We start from the raw sequence: 21962 nt of genomic DNA, 5'->3' as shown, positions 1-21962 counted from the left end.
CCTCCCAACGTTCGGGTGATCTTCCGTCCCTTATCGCAGTGCCCGAACGGCCGCGCCGAACACCATGGGGAGTCGCGAGGCGACCGGCACCACCAGGCGCGCCGTGCGCTCCCGGCCGCTCGCGCGCACCAGTGCCCCGGTCAGCAGCCGGTGGCGCCGCGACAGGCGACGCCAGGCGGCCTCGTACGCGGCCGGCCGGCCCGCCACCAGGCAGCGCACCGCCGCCCGTGCCGACGCCACGGCCAGCGCGACGCCCTCGCCGGTGAGCGCGTCGACGTACCCGGCCGCGTCGCCCACCAGCAGCACCCGGCCCGCCACCCGGGCGCGCACCCGCTGCCGCAGGGGACCGGCGCCCCGCACCGGTCCGGCCGCCGGCCCGGACAGCAGCGCGGCCAGGTGGGGGAAGTCCGCCAGATGGGCGTCGAAACCGCGGCGTTCCGCGCTGAGCACCGCGACCCCCACCAGCGTCTCCCCGACCGGCGTCACGTACGCCTCCCCGCGCGGCGACCAGTGCACCTCGACGAAGTCCGTCCACGGCGCGACGCGGTAGTGGCGGCGCAGCCCGTACCGCCGCGTCCCGTGCCCGGGCCCCTGGAGCCCCAGCGCCCGGCGGACGGGGGAGTGGAGGCCGTCGGCGGCGATCATCCAGCGGGCCCGCAGGCCGGCGGCGAGCACCGCGTCGTCCTCCTGCCGCACGTCCTCGACCCGGCCGGGCACGATCCGCACCCCCAGCTCGCCGGCCCGCAGCCACAGCGCGCGGTGCAGTCCGGTGCGGCGCACCCCCAGGCCGGGACCGTCGCGGAAGGCCGCCCGGACGCTGTGGACGCCGTCCGTGTAGTGGACGCCGCGCAGCTCGCGTCCCCCCGCCGGGGCGAGGTCCACGCCGAGTTCGCGCAGCGCCCGCACCCCGCCGGGCATGACGCCCTCGCCGCACGCCTTGTCCACCGGCGCCTCGCGCGGCTCGACCACCACCGTCTCCAGGCCCGCCAGCGCGCCGCAGACCGCCGCCGCCAGTCCGGCCGGTCCGCCGCCCGCCACCAGCAGGTCGATCACGCCGCGCCCGCCGGGGAGGCGGGGGACGCCGGGGCCGCGCGGGACGCCGAGGCCAGGGCGGCGTCCTCGCAGCGGACGCGGACGGCCAGCAGGGCCGCGTTGAGCACGGTGAAGACCGCGGCGGTCACCCAGGCGCCGTGCACCAGGGGCAGGGCGGCGCCCTCGGCCACCACCGCCGCGTAGTTGGGGTGCCGCAGCAGGCGGTACGGGCCGCGGACCACCGGGGGGAGTCCGGGAACCACGATCACCCGGGTGTTCCACCGCGGCCCCAGCGTCCCGACGCACCACCAGCGCAGCGCCTGCGCGGCCAGGACCACGGCGAGCATCGACCACCCCAGCGCGGGCTCGAAGGGCCGTCCGGCGACCCACACCTCCACCGGCGCCCCGACGAGCAGGGCCGTGTGGAGGGCCACCATCGCCGGGTAGTGGCCCCGACCGTGCTCCACCCCGCCGCGGGCCGCGCTCCAGCGGGCGTTGCGCCGCGCCACCGCCAACTCGGCCACCCGCTCGGCCCCGACGGCGAGCACCAGCGCCGCGTACCAGAACACTTCCGTCCCGCCTCCTCGATCCCGACGTCCTTCCGCCGGCGTCCGCCGACGCCTACCAGCGCAACAGCACCAGCTCCGTACAGAAGCCGGGCCCCATCGCGAGGAGGACGCCCGGCACCCCGCCGCCGGGCGGGTGCCGGGCGAGGGTGTCGCGCAGGATGTGCAGCACCGAGGCGGAGGAGAGGTTGCCGACGCGCGCCAGTGAGCGCCGGGAGACCTCCAGCGCTCCGTCCGGCAGGCCGAGCGCCTCCTCCACCGCGTCCAGCACCCTCGGCCCGCCCGGATGGCACACCCAGAAGGCCACGTCCCGCCGCCGGAGGCCGTGGTCGTCGAGCAGGCCGTCGACCTCGTCGGCCAGGTGCTTGCGCACGACCTCCGGCACGGCCGCGTCCAGCACCACCCGGAAGCCCGAGCCGGTGACGTCCCAGCCCAGCAGGTGCTCGGTGTCCGGGTACAGGTGGGAGCGGGTGTCCACGACGACCGGGCCGGGCGGCGCGGGGCGCCGGGCGCCGCACAGCACCGCGGCGGCGGCGCCGTCGCCGAACAGCCCGCCGGCCACCAGGTTCGCCGGGGAGGCGTCGCCGCGTCGCAGGGTCAGGGAGCACAGCTCGACGCAGAGCAGGACGGCGACGTGGTCGGGCCGGCCGCGGAGGTGGTCGTGCAGCCGGGCGATCCCGGCCGCCCCCGCCACACAGCCCAGACCGAAGACGGGGAGCCGCCGCACGTCCGGCCGCAGGCCCAGGAGTCCGACGAGCCGGGCGTCCACGGACGGGACGGCGAGACCGGTCACCGAGGCGCACATCACCAGGTCCACGTCGCGCGGCGACAGACCGGCCGCCCGCAGCGCCCCCGAGACGGCCTCGGCGCCCAGCTCCACGGCGGTGGAGACGTAGACGTCGTTCGTCGCGCCGAAGTCCTCCAGGGAGGCGTACGCCTCCAGCGGCAGCGCCGTGTGGCGGAAACGCACCCGGGCGTTCCCGTGGAGGCGGTCCAGCGGACGGCGGTCGGCGCCCTCGGGCAGGCAGAGGCGGGCCACCAGATCGGTGATCTCGCGCTGGCTGTACCGGTGCGGCGCCAGGACCGAGTGCACGGCTGCGATGCGGCTCATCGGCTTCCCGGATCGAGGGCATGGGACACCTTGCGGGTACCTCCCGGGGGTGTGCCGCATGTCCCTCCGCGCCCCCTGCCACCCGTCCGGGTCATCTCGTACGCGCCGGACGGCTCCGGCGGGCGAGGCGGCCCTACGCTCGGGAGGATGCGCCCCCCGGACCGGCCGCACCCCCTCGGCCCCTCCACCGCGTCGCCCACCCCCGCCCCCCGCGTCCCGGCCCGCGCCCGTCGGCCCGTCCCCGCCGTCGTACGGGTGCCGGCGGCGCTGGCGAGGGCCTGTCATCCGCTTCCCACCGTCGCGGTGACGGTGCTGGTGACCGCGCTGGCCGTGACCGCCGGACGCTCCGGCCCCGACTGCGCGGTGGTGGCCGCGGCGGTGCTCACCGGTCAGCTCTCCGTGGGCTGGAGCAACGACGCCGTCGACGCCCGCCGCGACCTGCGCGCCGGCCGCGCGGACAAGCCGGTGGCCTCCGGCGCGGTCTCCGCCCGTACGGCGTGGGTCGCCGCCTGGAGCGCCCTGGCCCTGTGCGTGCCGCTCTCGCTGGTCTGCGGCGCGCTCGCCGGCGCGGCGCACCTGGTCTTCGTGGCGGCGGGGTGGGCGTACAACCTCGGCGTGAAGGCCACCGTGTGGTCCTGGCTGCCGTACGCGGCGGGCTTCGGCGCCCTGCCCGCGTTCATCGCCCTCGGATCGCCCGGACACCCCCCGCCCGCCTGGTGGGCCGTCGGCGCCGCCGCCCTGCTGGGGGTGGGCGCCCATCTGGCCGACGCCCTGCCGGACATCGACGAGGACCTGCGCGCCGGGGTGCGGGGCGGGCCCCAGCGGATCGGCCCGACCGGGGTGCGGCTGCTGCTGCCGCTGCCGCCCGCGGCGGCCACGGCCCTGCTGGTGCCGGTCCCGCCGGGACCGGAGGGCGTCCTCGGCCGGGTCGCCGTCGCCCTCGTCGTCGGGGCGGTCCTGGGCGGGGCGGTCGCCGCCGGGAGACGGACGGACCGGCCGAGGCCCCGGGGACCCTTCGTGGCGGTGGTCGCGGTCGCGGCGGCCGACGTGGCCCTGCTGGTGGCGCGCGGGGCCTCGATCGCGTGAGGCGGTCGCGGGGCGCCCGGAACCGCGGGGCGCGGCGAAGGCGCCGGTCACGAGGTCGCGTCGCGTCGGGTCGAGCCCACCCCCGAGCGGGGGAGTCCCGGCGGACCGACACCGCCGTGCCGCACTCGGCTCGGATCCGGAACCACCGGATCGGCGCGTCCGGACGCGCCGCACGGCCGTCCGTCCACCGGACGGGCGCGGAATGTCTGAGATCGCGCGTACGGGGTAGTCGGCACTCCCCGACGGCAGTGCCGACAGGCCGGGTGCGGGAGCCGCCGGCGCGGGGCCCGCGAGAAAGCCGGGCGGCACCGTGGCGGGATACGGTCCGCCACGGTCGGCCGGGCACGGCTCCGGCTCGCGCGGCGAGAGGGCAGCGAGGCGATGAACGCGATCGACCGGGCACGGGAGCCCGGTGTCCTACGAGCGGTCTTCGACGGCCTGGGGTCCGGCGTGTTCGCCGCCGACTCCGAGGGCCGCATCATCGCCGCCAACCCGCGGGCCGTGCAGATCGTGGCGCGCCCGGTGGAGGAGATGCTCGGCCGCGACATGCACGACCTGCTGCACCGCAACGCGGACGGCAGCCCGTTCCCCCGGGAGCGGTGCCGAACGGTCGCGGTGCTCGCCGGAGGCCGTCCGGCCGAGGGCAGCGACGAGTTCCTGCTGCGCGGCGACGGCACCACCGTCCCGATCATCTGGGCGGCGGCGCCCCTGCGGCTGGAGGGGGAGCCGGACGGTGTGGTCTTCGTCTTCCACGACTTCAGCGTCCGCAAGGCCGCCGAGGAGCAGACCGAGGCCCACCTGGCGGCCCTGGAGTCCCTGACCGCGCGGCTGACGCTGGTGTCGGAGATCTCCTCCGTGCTCATCTCCAGCCTGGACATCTCCCAGGTGCTGCGGCGGCTGGGCCGGCTGCTGGTGCCGGAACTGGCCGACTGGACCGCGGTGGACGTCTACACCGGACAGTCGGGGGAGCTGCGGCGCCTCGCCGTCCACAGCGAGGACGACCCGGTGACGGCCAGGGCGTTGGAGGGGCCGCTGCCACCGCTGCCGGAGTTCTCCGGCTCGCTCCTGGCCCGCGCGCTGCGCGGCTCCGGACCGGTGGTGCTGGACGCCGACGAGCTCGAACACGGACCCGGCACACCGCTCGACACCGCCCACCGGAGGATGTTCGAACGCCTCGGCGGGCGCAGTGCCGTCGTGGTGCCGCTGCTCGGCCGCCGACAGGTCTTCGGCGTGCTGACGGCGGCACGCGGCAAGGACTCCCCGGAGTACGGCGACGACGAGGCGATGGTGCTCGACGACATCGGCCGCCGGGCCGGGCTGGCGATGGACAACGCCCGCCTCTTCGACCAGCAGCGCCACGTCGCCGAGACCATGCAGCGCCAGCTCCTCACCCCGCTGCCGCAGACCGACCACCTGCGGATGGCGGCCCGCTACCGGCCGGCCCAGGCGGCCGCCGAGATCGGCGGGGACTGGTACGACGCCTTCCTGCTGGCCGACGGGTCCACCACCATGGTCATCGGGGACGTGGTCGGGCACGACCTGCAGGCGGCGGCCCACATGGCCGAGGTCCGCAACATGCTGCGCGCCCTGGCCTGGGACCGTCAGGAACCCCCCAGCCTGATCATGCGCCGGCTGGACGAGGCGATGACCAACACCAGCGACGCCCCCATGGCCACGGTCGTCTTCGCCCGCATCGAGGGCACCGAGGGCGGCCCCTGGTGGCTGCACTGGGTCAACGCCGGGCACCCCCCGCCGCTCCTGGTCACCCACGACGGCCGCACCCGCTACCTGGAGCGGAGCCACGGCCCCCTGCTGGGCATGAGCTCCACCCTGAACCTGGGGACCTCCTGGCCCGACGCCCGCGAGCAGCTCCCGCCCCGGTCGACGGTGCTGTTCTACACCGACGGCCTCGTGGAGAGCCGCACCCGGCCCATCGACACCGGCATGGACCTGCTGTGCCGCCACGCCGCCGCCCTGGCCCGCCGCGACGTGGAGGACTTCTGCGACGAACTCCTGGAGCGCATGGACCCCCGCGGCGACGACGTGGCCCTGCTCGCCCTGCGACTGCCGCCGTACGGGGCGGGTGCCGAGGGCGACGACACCCCGCCGCCCCGCGGCCGTGCCCACAGCCCGGCCGCCCACAACCGGTCGGCTCCCGGGGCCGAGGCGCTCGGCGCCGACGACGTCTTCACGGACGCCCCCCGCGGTGACGACCGCACGCATCCTTCGCGCGGCGACGACCGCCCGTCCTCCTGACCCGGCGGGGCTCCGTCCACCGCCACCCCGGCGGGACGCGTCCTCCCGCGGGCGCGCCCCACGCCTCACCGCGCCCGGCCGGCCCCGGGAGCGCCGGTGTCGCGGTCGGAGGCCGGCCACACGTACGGCAGGTCGTCCGGGACGTCAGGGAAGAGGGGCCCGTAGTGTTCGGGGTCCTTGCGGACCAGCGCGGACCGGTGGCTGAGGTGGAAGGACGGGTCCCCGAGCCAGGGAGGCAGCTCGCCCGCCCGCGCCAGCTCCTCCTGGGAGCGCGGGGAGGAGACGCCGGTCGCGTGCCGCAGATCGGTCAGCATCGTCACCTCGCAGGTGTCGCTGCGTCCGGCCAGGCGCCAGTGGCGGCAGATCTCCATGCCGTAGCGGACGAGGGCCTCCTCGTACCCCGTCCACATGCGGACGGCCGGATGCCGTGCCCAGCCGTAGCCGGGCACGGTCAGGGCGCGCAGTACCTGGAGGGCCTCGACCCGCTGTTTCCCCAGGCGCCGCCAGTCGAGCACGCGGGCCGTCCCGGCGAAGTCCGGGAGCGGCAGGAACGTCTGCACGGTGTCCGATCCGTTTCTCCGGTCCTCTCGGCACGGACTGCGATCATCGCAGTCCGTGCCGGCTCCCGCAGCCCGGGCGGTGCCGGACGGGTGCTCCCCGGACCGGCCGCGGTCATGCCCCCCGTTCGTCGACGACCCGGCGGATCTTGCCCACCGAGCGTTCCAGCGTCTCCGGCTCCACGACCTCGACCTCGACGGTGATGCCGATCCCGTCCTTGACGCCCCGCGCGATCGCGGCGGCCGCGGCCTCGCGCTGCTCGGGACCGGCGCCGGGGCGGGCCTCGACCCGCACCGTCATGTGGTCCATCCGGTCGCGGCGGGTGAGCCGGATCTGGAAGTGCGGCGCCACGCCGGGGACGCGGAGGACGATCTCCTCGATCTGGGTCGGGAAGACGTTGACACCGCGCAGGATGATCATGTCGTCGCTGCGGCCGGTGACCTTCTCCATGCGGCGGAAGGCGGGCCGCGCGGTGCCGGGCAGCAGCCGGGTCAGGTCGCGGGTGCGGTAGCGGACGACCGGAAGGGCCTCCTTGGTCAGGGAGGTGAACACCAGCTCGCCCTCCTCGCCGTCGGGCAGCACCTCGCCGGTGATCGGGTCGACGATCTCCGGGTAGAAGTGGTCCTCCCAGATGTGGAGGCCGTCCTTGGTCTCCACGCACTCCTGCGCGACACCGGGGCCCATCACCTCCGACAGGCCGTAGATGTCCACCGCGTGCAGACCGCCGCGCTCCTCGATCTCGCGGCGCATCTCCTCCGTCCACGGCTCGGCGCCGAAGATGCCGATCTCCAGGGAGGAGGTGCGCGGGTCGACGCCCTGGCGCTCGAACTCGTCGAGGAGGGTGAGCATGTAGGAGGGCGTGACCATGATGATCTCGGGCCGGAAGTCCTGGATCAGCCGCACCTGGCGGGCCGTCATGCCGCCGGAGGCCGGGATGACGGTGCAGCCCGCCCGCTCGGCGCCGTAGTGGGCGCCCAGCCCGCCGGTGAACAGCCCGTAGCCGTAGGAGACGTGCACCTTGTGCCCGGGCCGGCCGCCCGCCGCCCGGATGGAGCGGGCCACCAGGTCCGCCCAGACCGACAGGTCGTTCTCGGTGTAGCCGACCACGGTGGGGAGCCCGGTGGTGCCGCTGGAGGCGTGGAGGCGCCGCACGCGCGACATGGGCACGGCGAACATGCCGAAGGGGTAGGTGTCGCGCAGGTCCGCCTTGGTGGTGAACGGGAACCGCGCCAGGTCCTCCAGGGACCGGCAGTCGTCCGGGGTGACGCCCGCCTCGTCGAACGCGCGCCGGTAGTGCTCCACGTTCTCGTAGGCGTGCCGCAGGGTGTGGCGGAGACGGTTGAGCTGGAGGTCCCTCAGCTCCTCGCGGCTCATGCGCTCGGCCGCGTCCGTGAACTCCTCGCCCGGCGCCCGGAGCGGTCGGGGGGATCGGGCCGGGCCCGTGGGAACCGTCGGATCGCTGATCATGCCGTCTCCTTCCGTCCGGGGAGGCCGCGGTCGCCGACGGTGCGGCTGCGTCCGCGGAACTCGACGATCACCTGCTCGCCCCGCAGGACGGTCACGTCGTAGACGCCGCTGCGGCCGAACCGGGTGCGCTCCTCGGCGACGGCCACCAGCACGTCGCCCTCGTGGGCGGGGGCGACGAAGGTGACGTCCGCGCCGGCCGCGACGGTCACCGGACCGTGGCTGTTGCAGGCGCAGGCGAAGGCGGTGTCGGCGAGCAGGAAGAGGTAGCCGCCGTGGGCGACCCCGTGCCCGTTGACCATCGCCTCCGTCACCGTCATCCGCACGGCCGCCGTGCCGTCGCCGGCGCGGAGCAGCTCGATGCCCAGGCCCCGCGAGGCCCGGTCGGCGGCGAACATCGCATGGGCGGGGCCCCGGCCGGTTTCCGTGACCTGTGTCATGTGCCTCCACCACTCCGTCGTGGTCCGTCGTGGTCCGTCGCGGGTCGCTCGTGCGGCCCGCCGGTCCGGCAGGGCGGCCGTGCACCTCTCTTGAGGCCGACCGACCATTCGGTTAGCGTTGCGGCGACGTCAGGTAACCCAACACCCCGACCACCTGTCAAGGGGTCCGGCATCCGCCGGGTGCGGCCGGCGGGACGGGCCCGGGAGGACGGCGCGTGGGCGGCGCGTGGACGACGAGAGGACGAGGAGAGGGCATGACAGCGGCACCGAGGACCGTCGGCGTGGTGGGCGGCGGACGGATGGGCGCGGGCATCGCCCAGTCCTTCGCGACGGCCGGCTCCGACGTGGTCGTCGTGGAGAGCGGACGGGAGGCGGCCGAGGCCGCCCTGGAGCGTGTCGCGGGCGGCCTGCGCCGGGCCGCCGAGCGGGGCAGGCTCGACGAGCCGGTCGAGCGGGTGCTGGAGCGCGTCACCGTCACCGCCTCGGTGGACGACCTGCCGGCCGGCGCGGACCTGGTCGTGGAGGCCGTGCCGGAGGACGCCGCCCTCAAGGCCCGGATGCTGGCCGCCGCCGAGAAGGCCGTGGGCGACCGGGCGGTGCTGGCCACCAACACCAGCTCCCTGTCGGTCACCGAGCTCGCCTCCGCCCTGAGCCGCCCGGAGCGGTTCCTGGGCATGCACTTCTTCAACCCCGTACCGGCCTCCGCGCTGGTGGAGGTGGTCGTCACCGGGCAGACCGCCGAGGACACCGTGCGGGCCGCGCTGGAGTGGACCCACGCCCTGGGCAAGCGGGACGTCGTCGTCAAGGACTCGCCCGGCTTCGCCAGCAGCCGGCTGGGCGTGGCCCTCGGGCTGGAGGCGATCCGGATGGTCGAGGAGGGCGTCGCCGAGCCCGAGGCCATCGACACCGCGATGACGCTGGGGTACAAGCACCCGATGGGGCCGCTGCGCCTGACCGACCTGGTCGGCCTCGACGTGCGCCTGGCCATCGCCGAGTACCTCCACGTCACCCTGGGCGAGAGGTTCGCGCCGCCGCGGCTGCTGCGGGAGAAGGTCGCCCGCGGGGAGTTGGGCCGCAAGACCGGACAGGGCTTCTACACCTGGCGGGAGTGACCCGGCGGAGGGCCGGGGACCGCCGTCCCGGCCCTCCGCCCCCACCGGAAAACCGTCGCGGACCGCTGTCGCGCGGAAACCGAAGGTGGCATCCTGGGACGTTCCGACGGTTTCGTTGCCGCAGGGTGTCACGGGGGAGGGGACGGCCGGGTGGAGGACGCCGGAGCGAGAATGGGCATGCGGGGGCGGAACGGCATCATGGCCCTCGTCGCCGAGTGTCTCGACCAGCCCTCCGGTACGGAGCGGCCGGTGACGATGCTCGTCGGCCCGCGGGGGAGCGGCGCCAGCGAGGCCCACGGCGCCATCATGGGCCGGTTCGGCGTGGACCACCCCTTCGCGTACCTCAACTTCGCCGCCGGCCAGGCGCTGTTGCCCCGCTACGCCCTCGCCCTCATCGCCCGGCAGTTGGAGCGCAAGCTCCCGCAGTACCGCGTCTCGCGCTTCCCCCGGCTCACGCTCGGACTGCTCGCCTCGGACCGCGAACTGCGGATGACCACCCGCGCGGAGGGACGGCGCGCCGTCGCCCGGCAGTTGGACGAGTTCCGGCAGCAGGCGGAGAGCCGCTACGGCGACTACCTCGCCGCCTTCCTGGAGGTCGCGGGCAGCGCCCTGGGCGCGCCCAACGGCGCCCCCGCGGTGGTCGCCACGATCCTGCGGGACGCCGCCCGCGGAGGCGGGCGCAGACTGCCGGGGCAGCGCTTCGCCGGCGCCCCGCAGTGGTTCGCCGACCACCCGCTGGTGCCCTCCCGCGACCCGTGGGACGCCCTGCTGGAACTCAACATGTGGCGGCACAACGGCACCGAGCAGGAGAAGCGGAACCTGGACCGGGTGCTGTTCGCCGCGTTCCTCGACGACCTGCGCCACGACACCGCCCGCTGGTTCGCCCCCGGTTCCCACCTGCTGCTGCTGGACAACTGCCACACCGACCACGGGCGGCTGTTCCTGGAGTTGCTGATCGGCGCGCGCCGCGACGCCGCCCTGGCCGGCACCCCCTGCGACCCCCTGACGGTGGTGGGCAGCTCCAACCGCTGGCTGGACAACTGGGGTTCGTCCTCCGGCGACCAGTGGCCCTGGCGGCTGCGGAGTCCCGACCGGGCCTCGCTCGCCGACTGGCGCGAGCGCCGGCCGAGCCACGACAGCGACGACTCCTGGTGGTACCCGCTGCGGCTGCGCGACCTCACCCTCGACGAGGTGCGCACCGGCATCGAACTGGCCTCGCCCCGGCACTCCGGTCTCGCGCCGTTCGTCTACCGGCTCACCCGCGGCCTGCCCGTGGCGGTGCGGCAGGTGATGGACGCCCTGGACCTGTCCAACGCGCCCCGCCGCGGCGGCGAGGAGTTCGACCTGTGGCTGCGCTCCCTGCCCGGCCACCGGGTGCGCGGCACCCCGCACGCCACCCTGGCCGACGCGGCGCTGGACCACCTGCTGGAGGACTTCTCCGCGGCGCAGCGCGACGCGCTCGTCCGGTGCGCGGCGGCCCGCGACCTGGCCATGGGCAGCCGCGTCCTCGGCGCCGTGACGCCGGGCGGGGCCGGGGAGCCGCTCTTCAACGAGGTGCGCTCGCGCCTGCTGCTGGAGTCGGACCGGGCCGAGCCGCGCCTGCACCCGTGGCTGCGCAGGCTGCTGCTGTGGCGGCTGGCCGCCGACCGGGGGGAGTGGGACGCCGTCCACGAACTGCTGAGCGACCACTTCGAGGCGGAGGGCCGGTGGGTGGAGGCGCTGTACCACCGGCTGGCGGCGCACCGCGTCGACGAGGTGGTCGCCCACCTGACCGACCGCTTCCGCGAACGGAGCGCCACGGAGTGGATCGCCCTGGTCAACGCCGTCACCTCCGCGCCCAACCGGCTCCCGTCCGACCGCCCGTCGCTGGCGCTGCTGGGCGACCTCGCCCCCGAGGAGCCCGCACAGTCGATCACCGACACCTCGGTGATCCGCGGGCTGGTGTGCGCGCGCTGGCTGTGGAGCGATCCGCTCGGCGACCCCGGGCTGCGGCTGAACAGCGTGATAGCGGCCAAGTACGACCGGCTGTCCGAGATGAGGGGGAGTGACATCGTGGCCCTGTACGACGAGGCCGAACGCTACCGCCGCTGGCGCCACCCGCTGAGCGCCCCGGACGAGGGGTGAGGCGCGTGCCCGGACGCCGGATCTCCCTGCTGGCCGTCAAACGCGCCGTCACCGCGGCCGTGGTGCTGGCCGTCCTGGCGGGGGTGTCGATCGTCCTGTGGGACTGGTACGCCGAACGCCGCTCCCGGTGCGCGGACGGCGTGACGAGGATGGAGGCGACCGGCGAGTGCGTCGGGGTGACCGACGGGTCGCACGTCTTCGAGGGCCACCTGAAGGAGGTGACCGAGAAGATCGCGGCGGAGAACGAGAAGCTCGTGGAGAGCGGCGAGCCGTACGTGAGCATCGCCTACATGACCTCCTTCACGCTCCGGGGGAGCGACAGCAACTCGAAGGAGTCGGTGCGGCACGAGCTCCAGGGCGCCTACCTGGCCCAGTACCGCGGCAACCGGGGCGATCTGAGGGGCGTGCCCCGGGTCAGGCTGCTGATCGCCAACGTGGGCAGCGAGTCGCGGTACTGGGAGCACACCGTCCGCGAGCTGGTGGCCCGCAAGGAGAAGGAGCGGCTGGTGGCGGTGACCGGCCTCGGTCCGAGCACCACCCGCAACCTGGCGGCCCTGAGGGAGCTGTCGGAGCAGGGCCTGGCCACGGTCGCCGGCGCGATGACGGCCACCAGCATCGGCGACGAGGAGGGCTTCGTCCGGGTCGCCCCCACCAACCGGGACGAGGCCCGGGCTGCGGCGAGGTACCTCAGGCGCGAGCGGATCGCGACCGCCGTGGTGGTCAAGGACGCGGCACGGCACAACCTGTACGCCGAGACGCTGAGCGAGGACTTCGCCGCGGAGTTCCCCCGGAAGGGCAGGCACGAACTGGTCACCGAGGCCAGGACGTTCGACTCCTCGAAGGCCGCGTGGGAGACGGAACTGGCGTTCATCGCGCAGCAGTTGTGCCACCACGAGCCCGCGGCGGTCTACTTCGCCGGCCGCGGCAAGCACCTCACCCACTTCCTCGACCGGCTGGCCAACCGCCCCTGCACCGACTGGAACGTCACGGTGATGACCGGCGACGACACCACCAACCTCACCAAGGAGCAGCTCACCGACGCCGCCAGGAGCGGCATCCGGGTGCTCTACACCGGGCTGGCCCACCCGGACATGTGGAGCGACCATCCCGACCGGGTCTCCCAACCCTCGATCCGCGCCTTCCGCGAGGGCGACCTGATGGACCGGTGGTTCCCCAGCGACCGGCACGGGGACGGCCAGGCGATGATGGCCCACGACGCGGTGCTGACGGCCGCCGTCGGGGCGCAGATGGCGGCCGGCGGCGAGAGCGAGGTGACGGGCGAGACGGTCGGCACCATGTTCCGCCAGATGCACGGCGAGCAGAGGGTGCCGGGCACGAGCGGTTTCCTGTCCTTCCGGAACGACGGCAATCCGGCGGAGAGGGCCGTCCCGATCCTGGAGTTGAGGCCCGACGGGAACCCGGTCTTCGTCGAAGTGGTCTTCCCCCGGGGGTGAGTTCCCGGGGACGGCTCCCGCCGCGGCCGGCCGGCTCAGGTCGGCGGCGGGTTCAGCTGGTCGGTGATCGGACAGATGCGCAGGGCCTGGGCGATGACGCGCTCCCGCCGGTCGCCCTCGGCGGAGGGCAGGGAGACCTCGGCCGTGGCGTCGAAGGCGTAGTGCTGGGCGCCGCCGTCGCTCAGGCGGACCCGGGCGGTCACCTCGCTGCCGGCGGGGTCGACGCCGGTCTCGGTGGCGGCGATGACCAGGGCCTGGTGCAGACAGGTGGCCAGGGCCGCCGCGTACAACTGCTCGGGGTCGTACCCCTGCCCGCTGCCGCCCAGTTCGCTGGGGGCACCGACCGGAATGCCGGCCCTCCCGGGGATGTCCACGCGGCCGGTGCCGTGCCGGGAGCGGGCCTGGGCCCTGTACAGATCCTGTTCGGAAGGGGACATGGGGAAGGTCTACCCGCGCCCCCTCCCGGCGAGGCGCCTCCAATCGACTGACGGCGTCCGCCGGCGCGCTCCTCCCCGCCCTTCCCCGCCGTCAGTCGGCGTGCTCGGTGCGCATCCTGACCCGCTCGGCCAGCCGCTCCAGACTCTGGTCGAGGGAGACGTGGACGGCGTCCCGCGGGGGAGCGTGCTCCTCGTCGAAGAAGGACAGGTGCACGGTCACCTCGCTCGCGCCGCTGCCGATGCCCGCCACCTGGAGCCAGCCCGCGTACGAGCCCTCGTCCCGGGTGCCCCACTCGGCGCGCATCTGATCGGGCCGGGTGCGGAACAGGGCCCGGACGTCGTGCCCGGTGCGGTCCTCGTGCACGGTCACGGCCGGGGGGTCCTCCACACGGGCGTGGAGGTCCATCGGCAGCCAGCGATTCAGGCCGTCCAGGTCGGACACCTCGTTGAAGACCAGCTCGGGCAGAGCGGGCATGGTGCGGGAACGCTCGTATTCGCTCACCGGATCTCACTCCCGAAGGTCGGTGTGTCACGGGACGCAGAACGGCGTACCCACGTCCGGGCCGGGCATCCACGCCGGCGCCCGCCGGCTTGGGCGGGACGGCTCAGAACCCGCCCGCCGCGTCCAGGATCCGCTCGGCCACCCGCACGGAGTCCACCAGGGGATGCAGCGCCAGGGCCCGCAGCGCCGCGCGGCGCGAGCCGTCGCGCGCCGCCTCGATCGTGGACCGCTCGACGGCCTTGAGGGTGAGCATCAGCCCGAGCTGGTCGGGGGCGACGGGGCCGGTCGCCAGCGGGTGGGCCCCGGCGGCGTCCACCAGGCACGGCACCTCGACCACCGCGTCGCCGTCCATCCCCGGCACGGCGCCGCGACCGGGGACGTTCAGGATCAGGGTGGTGCGCTCGCCCCGGGCGATCGCCCGCATCAGGGCGAGCGCGACCCGGTCGTAGCCGCCGCCCTCCAGGTCGCAGCCGTCGCGCTCCCAGCCGCCGGACGCCTCGCGGCTCTCGGCCATGTAGGTCTCCTCGCGCTCGCGGCGGGTGCGCTCCCACTCCCGGTGCGCCTGCGCGGGGTCGTCCGGCCGCGCCCGCTCGTAGAAGCGGGACTGCTGGTCGAGGAGGAACTCCCCGCGGGTGGCCGCGGCGGAGCGGACGGAGGCCAGCGCCTCCCGGTTGAAGTAGTAGTAGTGCAGGTACTCGTTGGGCAGCGCGCCCAGCGTCCGCAGCCAGTCGGCGCCGAACAGCCGGCCCTCCTCGAAGGACTCCAGCGCGGCGGTGTCGGCCAGCAGCTCGGGCAGCCGGTCCACGCCGTCCACCGTGAGGCGGCGCAGCCAGCCCAGATGGTTCAGGCCCACGTAGTCGTAGCCGGCGCGGTCCGGGTCGACGCCCAGGGCGCGCGCCGCGCGGCGGCAGAGTCCGACCGGGGAGTCGCAGATGCCGATCACGCGGTCGGGCAGGCCCCGCTCCCGGAAGACGCGGCCCATCGCCTCGGTCACCATGCCCGCGGGGTTGGTGAAGTCGATCACCCAGGCGTCGGGGGCGAGGGCGGCGATCCGCTCGGCGATCCGCACCGCCACCGGCACGGTGCGCAGGCCGTACAGCACCCCGCCCGCGCCCACGGTCTCCTGCCCCAGGACGCCCTCGGCGAGGGGGATCCGCTCGTCGCGGACGCGGCCGGCGAGGCCGCCCACCCGGATCGCGGAGAACACGAAGTCGGCGCCGCGCAGCGCCTCGTCGAGGTCGGTGGTGGCCCGCAGCGCGGGGGCCGGTCCGGTGTGGTGTTCCCGCTGGTGGGCGAGGACCGCGCCGATCGCGTCCAGCCGGGCGCGGTCGGTGTCGTACAGGACGAGTTCGGTGCAGCGGACGCCGTCGTGGGCGGGGGAGCCCCCCGCGTCGTCGAGCAGTGCCCGGTGCACCAGCGGCACCCGGAAACCGCCACCGCCCAGCACGGTGAGCCTCATCGTGCGGCCACCTCCCGTCCGGTGTCCGCCCCGGTCGTCACAGCGTCCACGGTCTGTCCCCGGTCTGTCGACGGTCCGTCGACGGTCCGTCGACGGTCTCGAACCCTTCGCGCCCCGCGGGACTCGGCGAGGCAGGCTGAGATGGTCGCACACCTCCGTGTCCCGGACGGGCCCGGGTGGCCGAGGGGCCCGTCCGGGACGCGGGGGGCGGGCTCAGACGTGGTCGACCAGCTGCGCGTGCCCCTGCGTGCGCGCGCAGTGGGCACAGCAGTAGAAGTGCCCGTCCGCCTCCACCCCGTGGCCCAGGATGCGGCACTGGCAGTTCTCGCAGATGGGCGCCATCCGCTGGGCCGCGCACTCCAGGCTGTCGAAGACGTGGACGGCTCCCGCCGCGTGCACCTCGAACGCCATCTCGTAGTCGTTGCCGCACACCTCGCACACGCTCATGAAACGTTCCTCCTCCGCTGGGTCGGTCAGCCGCAAGGATGGAGCGGACGTCCGCCGACCCTCCTCCGCGACGCGGCCCCGGTCTCCGACCGGCGCAGCGCGATCACCCGCCCGGCCGAGGGGTCCGGGCGGGGAGCCGCCGAACGGCGTGACGTGCCCCCGACAATCCGATCCGGAGTGCGGACATTCATTTCCTCCCGGCGGGGCATGAACGGCATGGCAGGGACACGACGACCGGGAGGACAGGGATGACGGCGACCGCGGGGACCCGGACCGAGGGCGGCGCACCACCCGCGTCGCGCCGCGCGCTGGTGGCGGGATCGGTCGGGAACTTCATCGAGTGGTACGAGTTCGGGGTCTACGGCTACTTCGCCACGATCATCGCCGCGCGGTTCTTCACCCCCGAGGGCGCGAGCGACATCGAGGCCCTGGTGAAGACCTACGCCTCCTTCGCCCTGGCCTTCTTCTTCCGTCCGGTGGGGGCCGCCCTCTTCGGCCGGGTGGGCGACCGGATCGGCCGCCGTCCCACGCTGATCCTGGTGGTCCTGCTGATGACCGCGGCCACCGCGGCGATCGGCCTGCTGCCCACGTACGCCACCGTGGGCGCCGCCGCGCCGTGGCTGCTGACCCTCGTCCGCGTCGTCCAGGGGCTGTCGGCGGGCGGGGAGTTCGGCGGCGCGGTGTCGGTGATGACGGAGTTCGCGCCGCCCGGCCGGCGCGGGCTGTACGGGGCGTGGCAGTCGTTCACGGTGGCGCTGGGCCTGCTCGCCGGTGCCGGTCTGGCCGCGCTGCTGGCCACGGTGCTGAGCGAGGAGGCCCTGGGCGACTGGGGCTGGCGGCTGCCGTTCCTGCTGGCGGTGCCGCTGGGCCTGGTCGCCCTGTGGCTGCGGCTGCGGCTGGAGGAGACCCCCTCCTTCCGCCGGACGCACCACGAGACGGCGGGCGCGTCCGCCCCGCGGACCCTTCCGGCGCCCGCCCCCGCCGCCGTGCCGCCGCCCGGCGCCGCCGCGACCGCCCGCGCCATCGCGCTGGGCGTCGGCCGGTTGATGGGCTGGTCCGCGGCCGGGTACACCTTCCTCGTCGTGATGCCGTCCTACCTCCAGACCACCCTGGGGGCGTCCTTCCGCCAGGCGCTGGTGGCCACGGTCGTGGCCAACGCGGGCTTCGCGCTGGCCATCCTGCCCGCCGGAGCGCTCAGCGACCGGATCGGGCGGCGGGCGGTGATGACCGCCGGAACGGTCCTGCTGATCCTGCTCGCCTTCCCCCTGCTGAACCTGCTCCAGGACCCGGACGCCTCCACGGCGGCCAAGTCGGCGGCGGTGTTCGCCGCCGGCGCGGCGGTGGGGCTGCTGGCCGGGCCCGGCCCCGCGATGCTCGCCGAGATGTTCCCCACCACGGTCCGCTACACCGGACTCGGCCTGGCCTACGCGCTGTCCAACGCCGTCTTCTCCGGGTCGGCCGGGCTCGTCGTCACCGAGCTGATCAAGCGGACCGGCGACGTCGACATCCCCGCCTGGTACGTGGCGATCGTCTGCGCCGTCGGCCTGCCCGCGCTGCTCTCCCTGCGCGGCGACGACCACCGGCGCGCGCTGCGCGACTGACGGCGACCGACGCGGAACGGGTCCACCGAGCGAAGGAGGCGCGACCATGAGGGTGATCGGACTGATGTCGGGCACGTCCTGCGACGCGATCGACGCGGCGGCGGCCGACCTGACCATCGAGGGCGACACCGTCGTCCTGACCCCGCTCGGCGCGCTGGAGTGCGCCTTCCCCGACGGGCTGCGCCGCGACCTGCTCGCCGCGCTGCCGCCCGCGTCCACCACCATGGCCGACGTGTGCCGGCTCGACACCCTCCTCGGGCAGGCCCTGGCGTCGGCCGCGGACCGCGCCGACCGCGAACTGTGCGCGGGACGGGCCGAGTTGATCGTCTCGCACGGGCAGACCGTCCACCACTGGACCGAGGACGGGCACGTCCGCGGCACCCTCCAACTCGGGCAGCCCGCCTGGATCGCCGAGCGCACCGGACGCACCGTCGTCTCCGACCTGCGCCCGCGCGACGTCGCCGCCGGAGGGCAGGGGGCGCCGCTGGTGAGCGCCGTGGACGTGATGTGGCTGCGCGACCGGCCGGGCGTCCCCGTCGCCCTGAACCTGGGCGGCATCGCCAACATCACGGTGGCGGTGGGCGGGCGCGGTCCGCTGGCGTACGACACCGGACCCGCCAACGTCCTGCTCGACACGGCCGTCCGGGAGGCGACCGGCGGCCGGGCGGACCGCGACGTGGACGGCGCCCTCGCCGCCGCGGGCACCGTCCACGCGCCGCTGCTGGAGCGGCTGTCGGCCGAGCCGTACTACTCCCTGCCCGCGCCCAGGACCACGGGCCGGGAGCTGTTCAACGCGGCCTATCTGCGGGCCGCGTTGGCCGGTTTCGAGCACCTGTCCACCGAGGACGTGCTGGCCACGCTCACCGAGCTGACGGCTCGGACGGTCGCCGACGCCGTGCGCGACGCGGGCGGCACCGAGGTGATCGCCTCGGGCGGCGGCACCCGCAACCCCACCCTGATGGCCGCGCTCGGCCGGGCCCTGGACGGCGTGCCGGTGCGCACCTCCGACGACCTGGGGCTGCCCTCCGACGCCAAGGAGGCGTACGCCTTCGCGGTCCTGGGCTTCCTCACCGTCCACGGCCTGCCCGGCACGGTCCCGGCCTGCACCGGAGCGCGCCGCGCCACCGTGCTGGGGTCGATCACCCCGGGGCGCGGACCGCTCCCGGCCGCCGGAGGCGGGACGGCGGCACCGGTCCGCCTCCGCGTCTCCGGCACGGAACCTCCCCGGGAGCCCGGAATTCGCATCACACATGCGCATTGATGCCGTCAGGACATGCGGTTGACGAAGTTCACCGACCTGGCGCTGCGTGTCGTGATGCGCCTGGCGGTCACGGACGGCCCGGAGACGGCCACCTCGCGCGAGGTGGCGGCGGCCGTGGCCGCGCCGTACACGCACGTGTCCAAGGTGGTGAGCCGCCTCCGGCACCTGGGCGTGCCGGAGGCGCGGCTGTACGCCGGCGCGGGCGTCGACGACGGGAGGGTGTGGCGGCCCTGACGGGTGACCGAACGGGTGGAGGGGACCGCCGAGGTGGCGACGCTGCGTCCCGCCGACGACGAGCGCGCGATCTCCGTCAAGCGGATCGCCGGCGACCCGGCCGGCGAGGTCTCCACCTGGCTCCACGAGCACGTCCGCGAGGGGGACGTGCTCACCGTCGGGGAGCCCTTCGGCGACGTGGTGCTCGACGAGGGCGACGGCCCGGTGCTGCCGGCCTCCGCGGGCATCGGCTGCACCCCGCTGATCGGCATGCCGGCCCACCTCGTCGCCGCCGGCTCGCCGCGTTCCGTGACCGTCGTCCACGGCGACCGCGGCCAGGCCGCCCACGCCCACCGCGAGCGGATGGAACTCCTGGTCGGAAAGCTGCCCGACGCCTCCGCCCACGTTCGGTACGAGCGCCCCGAGGGACCCTGGCCCGCCGAACGCACCGGATACGTCGACCTGTCCGACATCGAGACCCCCGAGGGCGTCCGCGCCTACCTGTGCGGACCGGTGCCGTTCATGCGCGCGGTGCGGACGCAGCCGCTGGAGCGCGGCGTCCCGGCGTCCCGCATCCACTACGAGTCCTTCGGCCCCGACCTGGGACTCGACGCCGCCTGACCGGCGCGGCGGGCCCGCTCCGCCCCGGACGTCCGCCGGCGCCTCACCGCGCGCCGGCGGAGGCGCGCAGGGTGGTGATCACCTCGTCGTCGCCCACCTGCGTGAAGTCCGTGTACCACTGCCCGACGCCCTGGAAGGACGACGGCCGGGACAGGCACACCAACCGGTCCGTCTCCGGCTCCAGCGCGGCGGCGGCCTGGGGCGAGGCCACCGGGACGGCCAGGACCACCCGTGCCGGGCCGAGGGCGTGGACGGCGCGCAGCGCGGCGCGCGCGGTGACGCCGGTGGCCAGCCCGTCGTCGACGAGGATCACCGTCCGGTCGTGGACGTCGGGCGCCGAGCGACCGCCGCGGTACAGCTCCTCGCGGCGGCGCAGCTCCGCCCGCTCCCGTTCGACCTGGGGAGCGAGCCCCTCGGCCGTCAGACCGAGCATGGCCAGCGACTGCCGGTCGAAGAGCGGCGGACCCTCGCCCGCGATGGCGCCGACCCCCAGCTCCGGGTTGAACGGGGCGCCGATCTTGCGGGCGACCAGCACGTCCAGCGGCGCGTGCAGCACGCGGGCGATCTCGTCGGCCACCGGAACGCCGCCCCGGGGGAGCGCCAGGACCAGCGGGTTCTCCAACTCCCCGGCGAGTCGGAGTGCGCGCAGCGGTTCGGCGAGGCGGCGGCCCGCCTCCCTGCGGTCGTGGAAGCGCATGGTCTCTCCTCCCTTCGCCCCCCGCGTGTCGAACCGCGGGCCGGTCACCCGGGCGACGTCTGGTGGGACATGCGGGTGAACCAGTCGCGGGCCGCGGCGGCCGCCTGGTCGAGGGTGCCGGGCTCCTCGAACAGATGGGTGGCGCCGGGCACCACGTGCACCGTGCACGGCGCGGTCAGCCGCGCGGCGGCCCGCTCGTTCAGCCGCAGGACGTCCCGGTCCTCGCCGCCGACGATCAGCAGGACGGGTGCGCCGACCCGGTCCAGGGCGTCCTCGGCGAGGTCCGGCCTGCCACCGCGGGAGACCACGGCCCGCACCTTCTCCGGCCGCTGCGCCGCCGCCACCAGGGCGGCGGCGGCACCCGTGCTGGCCCCGAACAGGCCGATCGGCATTCCGGCGGTGGAGGGGTGGTCGGCGAGCCAGTCGACGGCCGCCACCAGGCGCCGCCCGAGCAGGGGGATGTCGAAGCGGTGCTCGGCGGTGACCGTGTCGGTGCGCTCCTCGTCCTCGGTGAGCAGGTCGAACAGCAGCGTGCCCAGGCCCGCGTCCCGCAGGACCCCGGCCACCGCGCGGTTGCGCGGGCTGTGCCGGGAACTGCCGCTGCCGTGGGCGAACGCCACCACGCCGCGCGCCCCGTCGGGCACGGCGAGGTCTCCGGTCAGAACGGCTCCCGAATCGGTGGCGATTCGGGCTGTCTCGGTGTCGGGGAGCATGGTCACCTCCCGCGCTGCGGAGTCCGTGCCCGGCCGGGGGTACCCGCCGCCGGCAGGGGTATGCGCGCCCGGAGCGTCCGGTCCGGACCCGGGTCCGCACATGCGGGAGGCATGTGTCTCCGGTGGGGTCGTGTGGAGGGAGGGCCGGACGCGCCCGGCGCCCCGGGGCGCCGCCGCCGACCGGTCCACCCCGGTGCGCGCGGGCACCGGAGCCGCGCCATCATGGGGAGCGGGCCGAACCCGTGGCGCCCGTCCCGTCCACGGCGCGACGCGCCCGCTCCGCCGTCGACGCCCCAGGAGGAACCCGTGCTCCGCCCCGCCGACCAGGCTCCGACCCCCGTGGACGCCGGGGACCGGGACCGGCCCACCGCGGCGGCCGACCCGCTGTTCGTCTACGGGACCCTGCGGTTCCCCGAGGTCCTGCGCGCGCTCCTGGGCCGGGTGCCCGCCCGGACCCCGGCCGACGTCGCCGGATGGCGTGCCGCGCCCCTCGAAGGGCGCCTCTACCCCGGCCTCGTCCCCGCCGAGGAGACGGTGACGGGCCTGCTCCTGGAGGATCTGACGCCCGCCGAGTGGCGTGTGCTGGACGCCTTCGAGGGCGACGAGTACGACCGGCGGCGTCTGGCCCTGACCGACGGGCGGCACTGCTGCGCCTACGTCTGGTCCGCCGGGAGGGTGCTGCCCGGCACCTGGAGCGTCGAGGACTTCGCAGAGCGCCACCTGGCCGACTTCGTCCTCCGGTGCGCCTCGCTCGTCCCGGGGCCCGTCCCGGAGCAGGACGCGCCGGCCCTCTGACCGGCGCCCCGCC

21 protein-coding genes and 1 pseudogene are annotated in these 21962 nt (G+C 75.4%); 10 read left to right on the top strand and 12 right to left on the bottom strand.

All coding sequences use genetic code 11. From position 1 onward, the window contains the following. Positions 1–30: 30 nt before the first annotated feature. Genes ABD335_RS09225 through ABD335_RS09215 form a run of 3 tightly spaced genes read right to left on the bottom strand, consistent with a single transcriptional unit; the run spans position 31 to position 2709 of the window. The gene (locus tag ABD335_RS09225; RefSeq protein ID WP_344321647.1) at positions 31–1053 is read right to left on the bottom strand and encodes an NAD(P)/FAD-dependent oxidoreductase; all 1023 of its coding nucleotides are present in this window, start codon (positions 1051–1053) and stop codon (positions 31–33) included. Beyond that, positions 1050–1601, bottom strand: coding sequence for an isoprenylcysteine carboxyl methyltransferase family protein (locus ABD335_RS09220; protein WP_344321645.1), 552 nt, complete (start codon positions 1599–1601; stop codon positions 1050–1052). The genes ABD335_RS09225 and ABD335_RS09220 overlap by 4 nt, the downstream gene beginning before the upstream one ends. A gap of 52 nt (positions 1602–1653) precedes the next feature. Next, positions 1654–2709 (bottom strand): type III polyketide synthase, encoded by a 1056-nt coding sequence (locus ABD335_RS09215; protein WP_344321644.1) that lies wholly within the window; start codon positions 2707–2709, stop codon positions 1654–1656. Between the two features lie 147 nt (positions 2710–2856). Here ABD335_RS09215 and ABD335_RS09210 point away from each other — a divergent pair, with 147 nt between their 5' ends. Then, on the top strand, positions 2857–3795 hold the full coding sequence (locus tag ABD335_RS09210; RefSeq protein ID WP_344321643.1) for a UbiA family prenyltransferase: 939 nt from the start codon (positions 2857–2859) through the stop codon (positions 3793–3795). Between the two features lie 381 nt (positions 3796–4176). Then, positions 4177–6051, top strand: a complete 1875-nt coding sequence (locus ABD335_RS09205) for a SpoIIE family protein phosphatase (RefSeq protein WP_344321642.1) — start codon at positions 4177–4179, stop codon at positions 6049–6051. Positions 6052–6116: 65 nt separating this feature from the next. On the opposite strand, the gene ABD335_RS09200 is transcribed toward ABD335_RS09205, so the two are convergent. From ABD335_RS09200 to paaI, 3 genes are all read right to left on the bottom strand, one after another. Next, positions 6117–6611 carry an MSMEG_6728 family protein gene (locus tag ABD335_RS09200; protein ID WP_344321641.1) on the bottom strand — a complete coding sequence of 165 codons (495 nt, stop codon included), beginning with the start codon at positions 6609–6611 and terminating at the stop codon, positions 6117–6119. A 112-nt stretch (positions 6612–6723) separates the two neighbouring features. After that, positions 6724–8076 carry a phenylacetate--CoA ligase PaaK gene (gene paaK / locus ABD335_RS09195; protein WP_344321640.1) on the bottom strand — a complete coding sequence of 451 codons (1353 nt, stop codon included), beginning with the start codon at positions 8074–8076 and terminating at the stop codon, positions 6724–6726. Continuing rightward, positions 8073–8513: a hydroxyphenylacetyl-CoA thioesterase PaaI gene (paaI, locus tag ABD335_RS09190; protein ID WP_344321638.1), complete on the bottom strand. Its 441-nt coding sequence runs from the start codon at positions 8511–8513 to the stop codon at positions 8073–8075. The genes paaK and paaI overlap by 4 nt, the downstream gene beginning before the upstream one ends. A 254-nt stretch (positions 8514–8767) precedes the next feature. Between paaI and ABD335_RS09185 the strand changes: the two genes are divergently transcribed. From ABD335_RS09185 to ABD335_RS09175, 3 genes are all read left to right on the top strand, one after another. Next, complete coding sequence (locus ABD335_RS09185) at positions 8768–9625, top strand: 3-hydroxyacyl-CoA dehydrogenase family protein (protein ID WP_344321637.1); 858 nt, start codon at positions 8768–8770, stop codon at positions 9623–9625. A gap of 177 nt (positions 9626–9802) precedes the next feature. Continuing rightward, positions 9803–11749, top strand: coding sequence for a hypothetical protein (locus ABD335_RS09180; RefSeq protein ID WP_344321636.1), 1947 nt, complete (start codon positions 9803–9805; stop codon positions 11747–11749). Between the two features lie 5 nt (positions 11750–11754). Beyond that, positions 11755–13203: an ABC transporter substrate-binding protein gene (locus ABD335_RS09175; RefSeq protein WP_344321635.1), complete on the top strand. Its 1449-nt coding sequence runs from the start codon at positions 11755–11757 to the stop codon at positions 13201–13203. 35 nt (positions 13204–13238) lie between these two features. Here the strand turns inward: ABD335_RS09175 and ABD335_RS09170 are convergent, their stop codons facing one another. The 4 genes from ABD335_RS09170 to ABD335_RS09155 form a co-directional block, all read right to left on the bottom strand. Continuing rightward, a complete protein-coding gene (locus tag ABD335_RS09170) occupies positions 13239–13640 on the bottom strand; it encodes an OsmC family protein (protein WP_344321634.1) in 402 nt (133 codons plus the stop codon). Between the two features lie 91 nt (positions 13641–13731). Then, on the bottom strand, positions 13732–14142 hold the full coding sequence (locus ABD335_RS09165; RefSeq protein WP_344321633.1) for an SRPBCC family protein: 411 nt from the start codon (positions 14140–14142) through the stop codon (positions 13732–13734). Between the two features lie 103 nt (positions 14143–14245). Beyond that, positions 14246–15601, bottom strand: a complete 1356-nt coding sequence (locus tag ABD335_RS09160; RefSeq protein WP_344321632.1) for a 6-phospho-beta-glucosidase — start codon at positions 15599–15601, stop codon at positions 14246–14248. Positions 15602–15814: 213 nt separating this feature from the next. Next, entirely contained in the window at positions 15815–16048 is a 234-nt protein-coding gene (locus ABD335_RS09155; RefSeq protein WP_344321630.1) for a hypothetical protein, read from the bottom strand. Positions 16049–16296: 248 nt separating this feature from the next. On the opposite strand from ABD335_RS09155, the gene ABD335_RS09150 reads away from it, so the two are divergent. From ABD335_RS09150 to ABD335_RS09135, 4 genes and pseudogenes are all read left to right on the top strand, one after another. Next, positions 16297–17649 carry an MFS transporter gene (locus tag ABD335_RS09150; RefSeq protein WP_344321629.1) on the top strand — a complete coding sequence of 451 codons (1353 nt, stop codon included), beginning with the start codon at positions 16297–16299 and terminating at the stop codon, positions 17647–17649. A 46-nt stretch (positions 17650–17695) separates the two neighbouring features. Continuing rightward, positions 17696–18910: an anhydro-N-acetylmuramic acid kinase gene (locus tag ABD335_RS09145; protein WP_344321627.1), complete on the top strand. Its 1215-nt coding sequence runs from the start codon at positions 17696–17698 to the stop codon at positions 18908–18910. Positions 18911–18922: 12 nt separating this feature from the next. Beyond that, a pseudogene (locus ABD335_RS09140) lies at positions 18923–19117 on the top strand (Rrf2 family transcriptional regulator); the annotation flags it as partial. Between the two features lie 30 nt (positions 19118–19147). Beyond that, complete coding sequence (locus ABD335_RS09135; protein WP_344321626.1) at positions 19148–19744, top strand: ferredoxin reductase domain-containing protein; 597 nt, start codon at positions 19148–19150, stop codon at positions 19742–19744. Positions 19745–19787: 43 nt separating this feature from the next. On the opposite strand, the gene ABD335_RS09130 is transcribed toward ABD335_RS09135, so the two are convergent. Continuing rightward, positions 19788–20441 (bottom strand): phosphoribosyltransferase, encoded by a 654-nt coding sequence (locus ABD335_RS09130; protein ID WP_344321625.1) that lies wholly within the window; start codon positions 20439–20441, stop codon positions 19788–19790. Between the two features lie 44 nt (positions 20442–20485). Continuing rightward, a complete protein-coding gene (locus tag ABD335_RS09125; RefSeq protein WP_344321624.1) occupies positions 20486–21154 on the bottom strand; it encodes a dienelactone hydrolase family protein in 669 nt (222 codons plus the stop codon). 306 nt (positions 21155–21460) lie between these two features. Between ABD335_RS09125 and ABD335_RS09120 the strand changes: the two genes are divergently transcribed. Then, positions 21461–21949, top strand: coding sequence for a gamma-glutamylcyclotransferase family protein (locus ABD335_RS09120; RefSeq protein ID WP_344321622.1), 489 nt, complete (start codon positions 21461–21463; stop codon positions 21947–21949). Positions 21950–21962 lie beyond the last annotated feature (13 nt).

Origin of the sequence: Streptomyces macrosporus (assembly GCF_039533145.1) — a bacterium.
Taxonomy (GTDB): Bacteria; Actinomycetota; Actinomycetes; order Streptomycetales; family Streptomycetaceae; genus Streptomyces; species Streptomyces macrosporus.
Note: the sequence above shows the minus strand (reverse complement) of the source record. Positions and strands in the feature narration are given on the sequence as shown.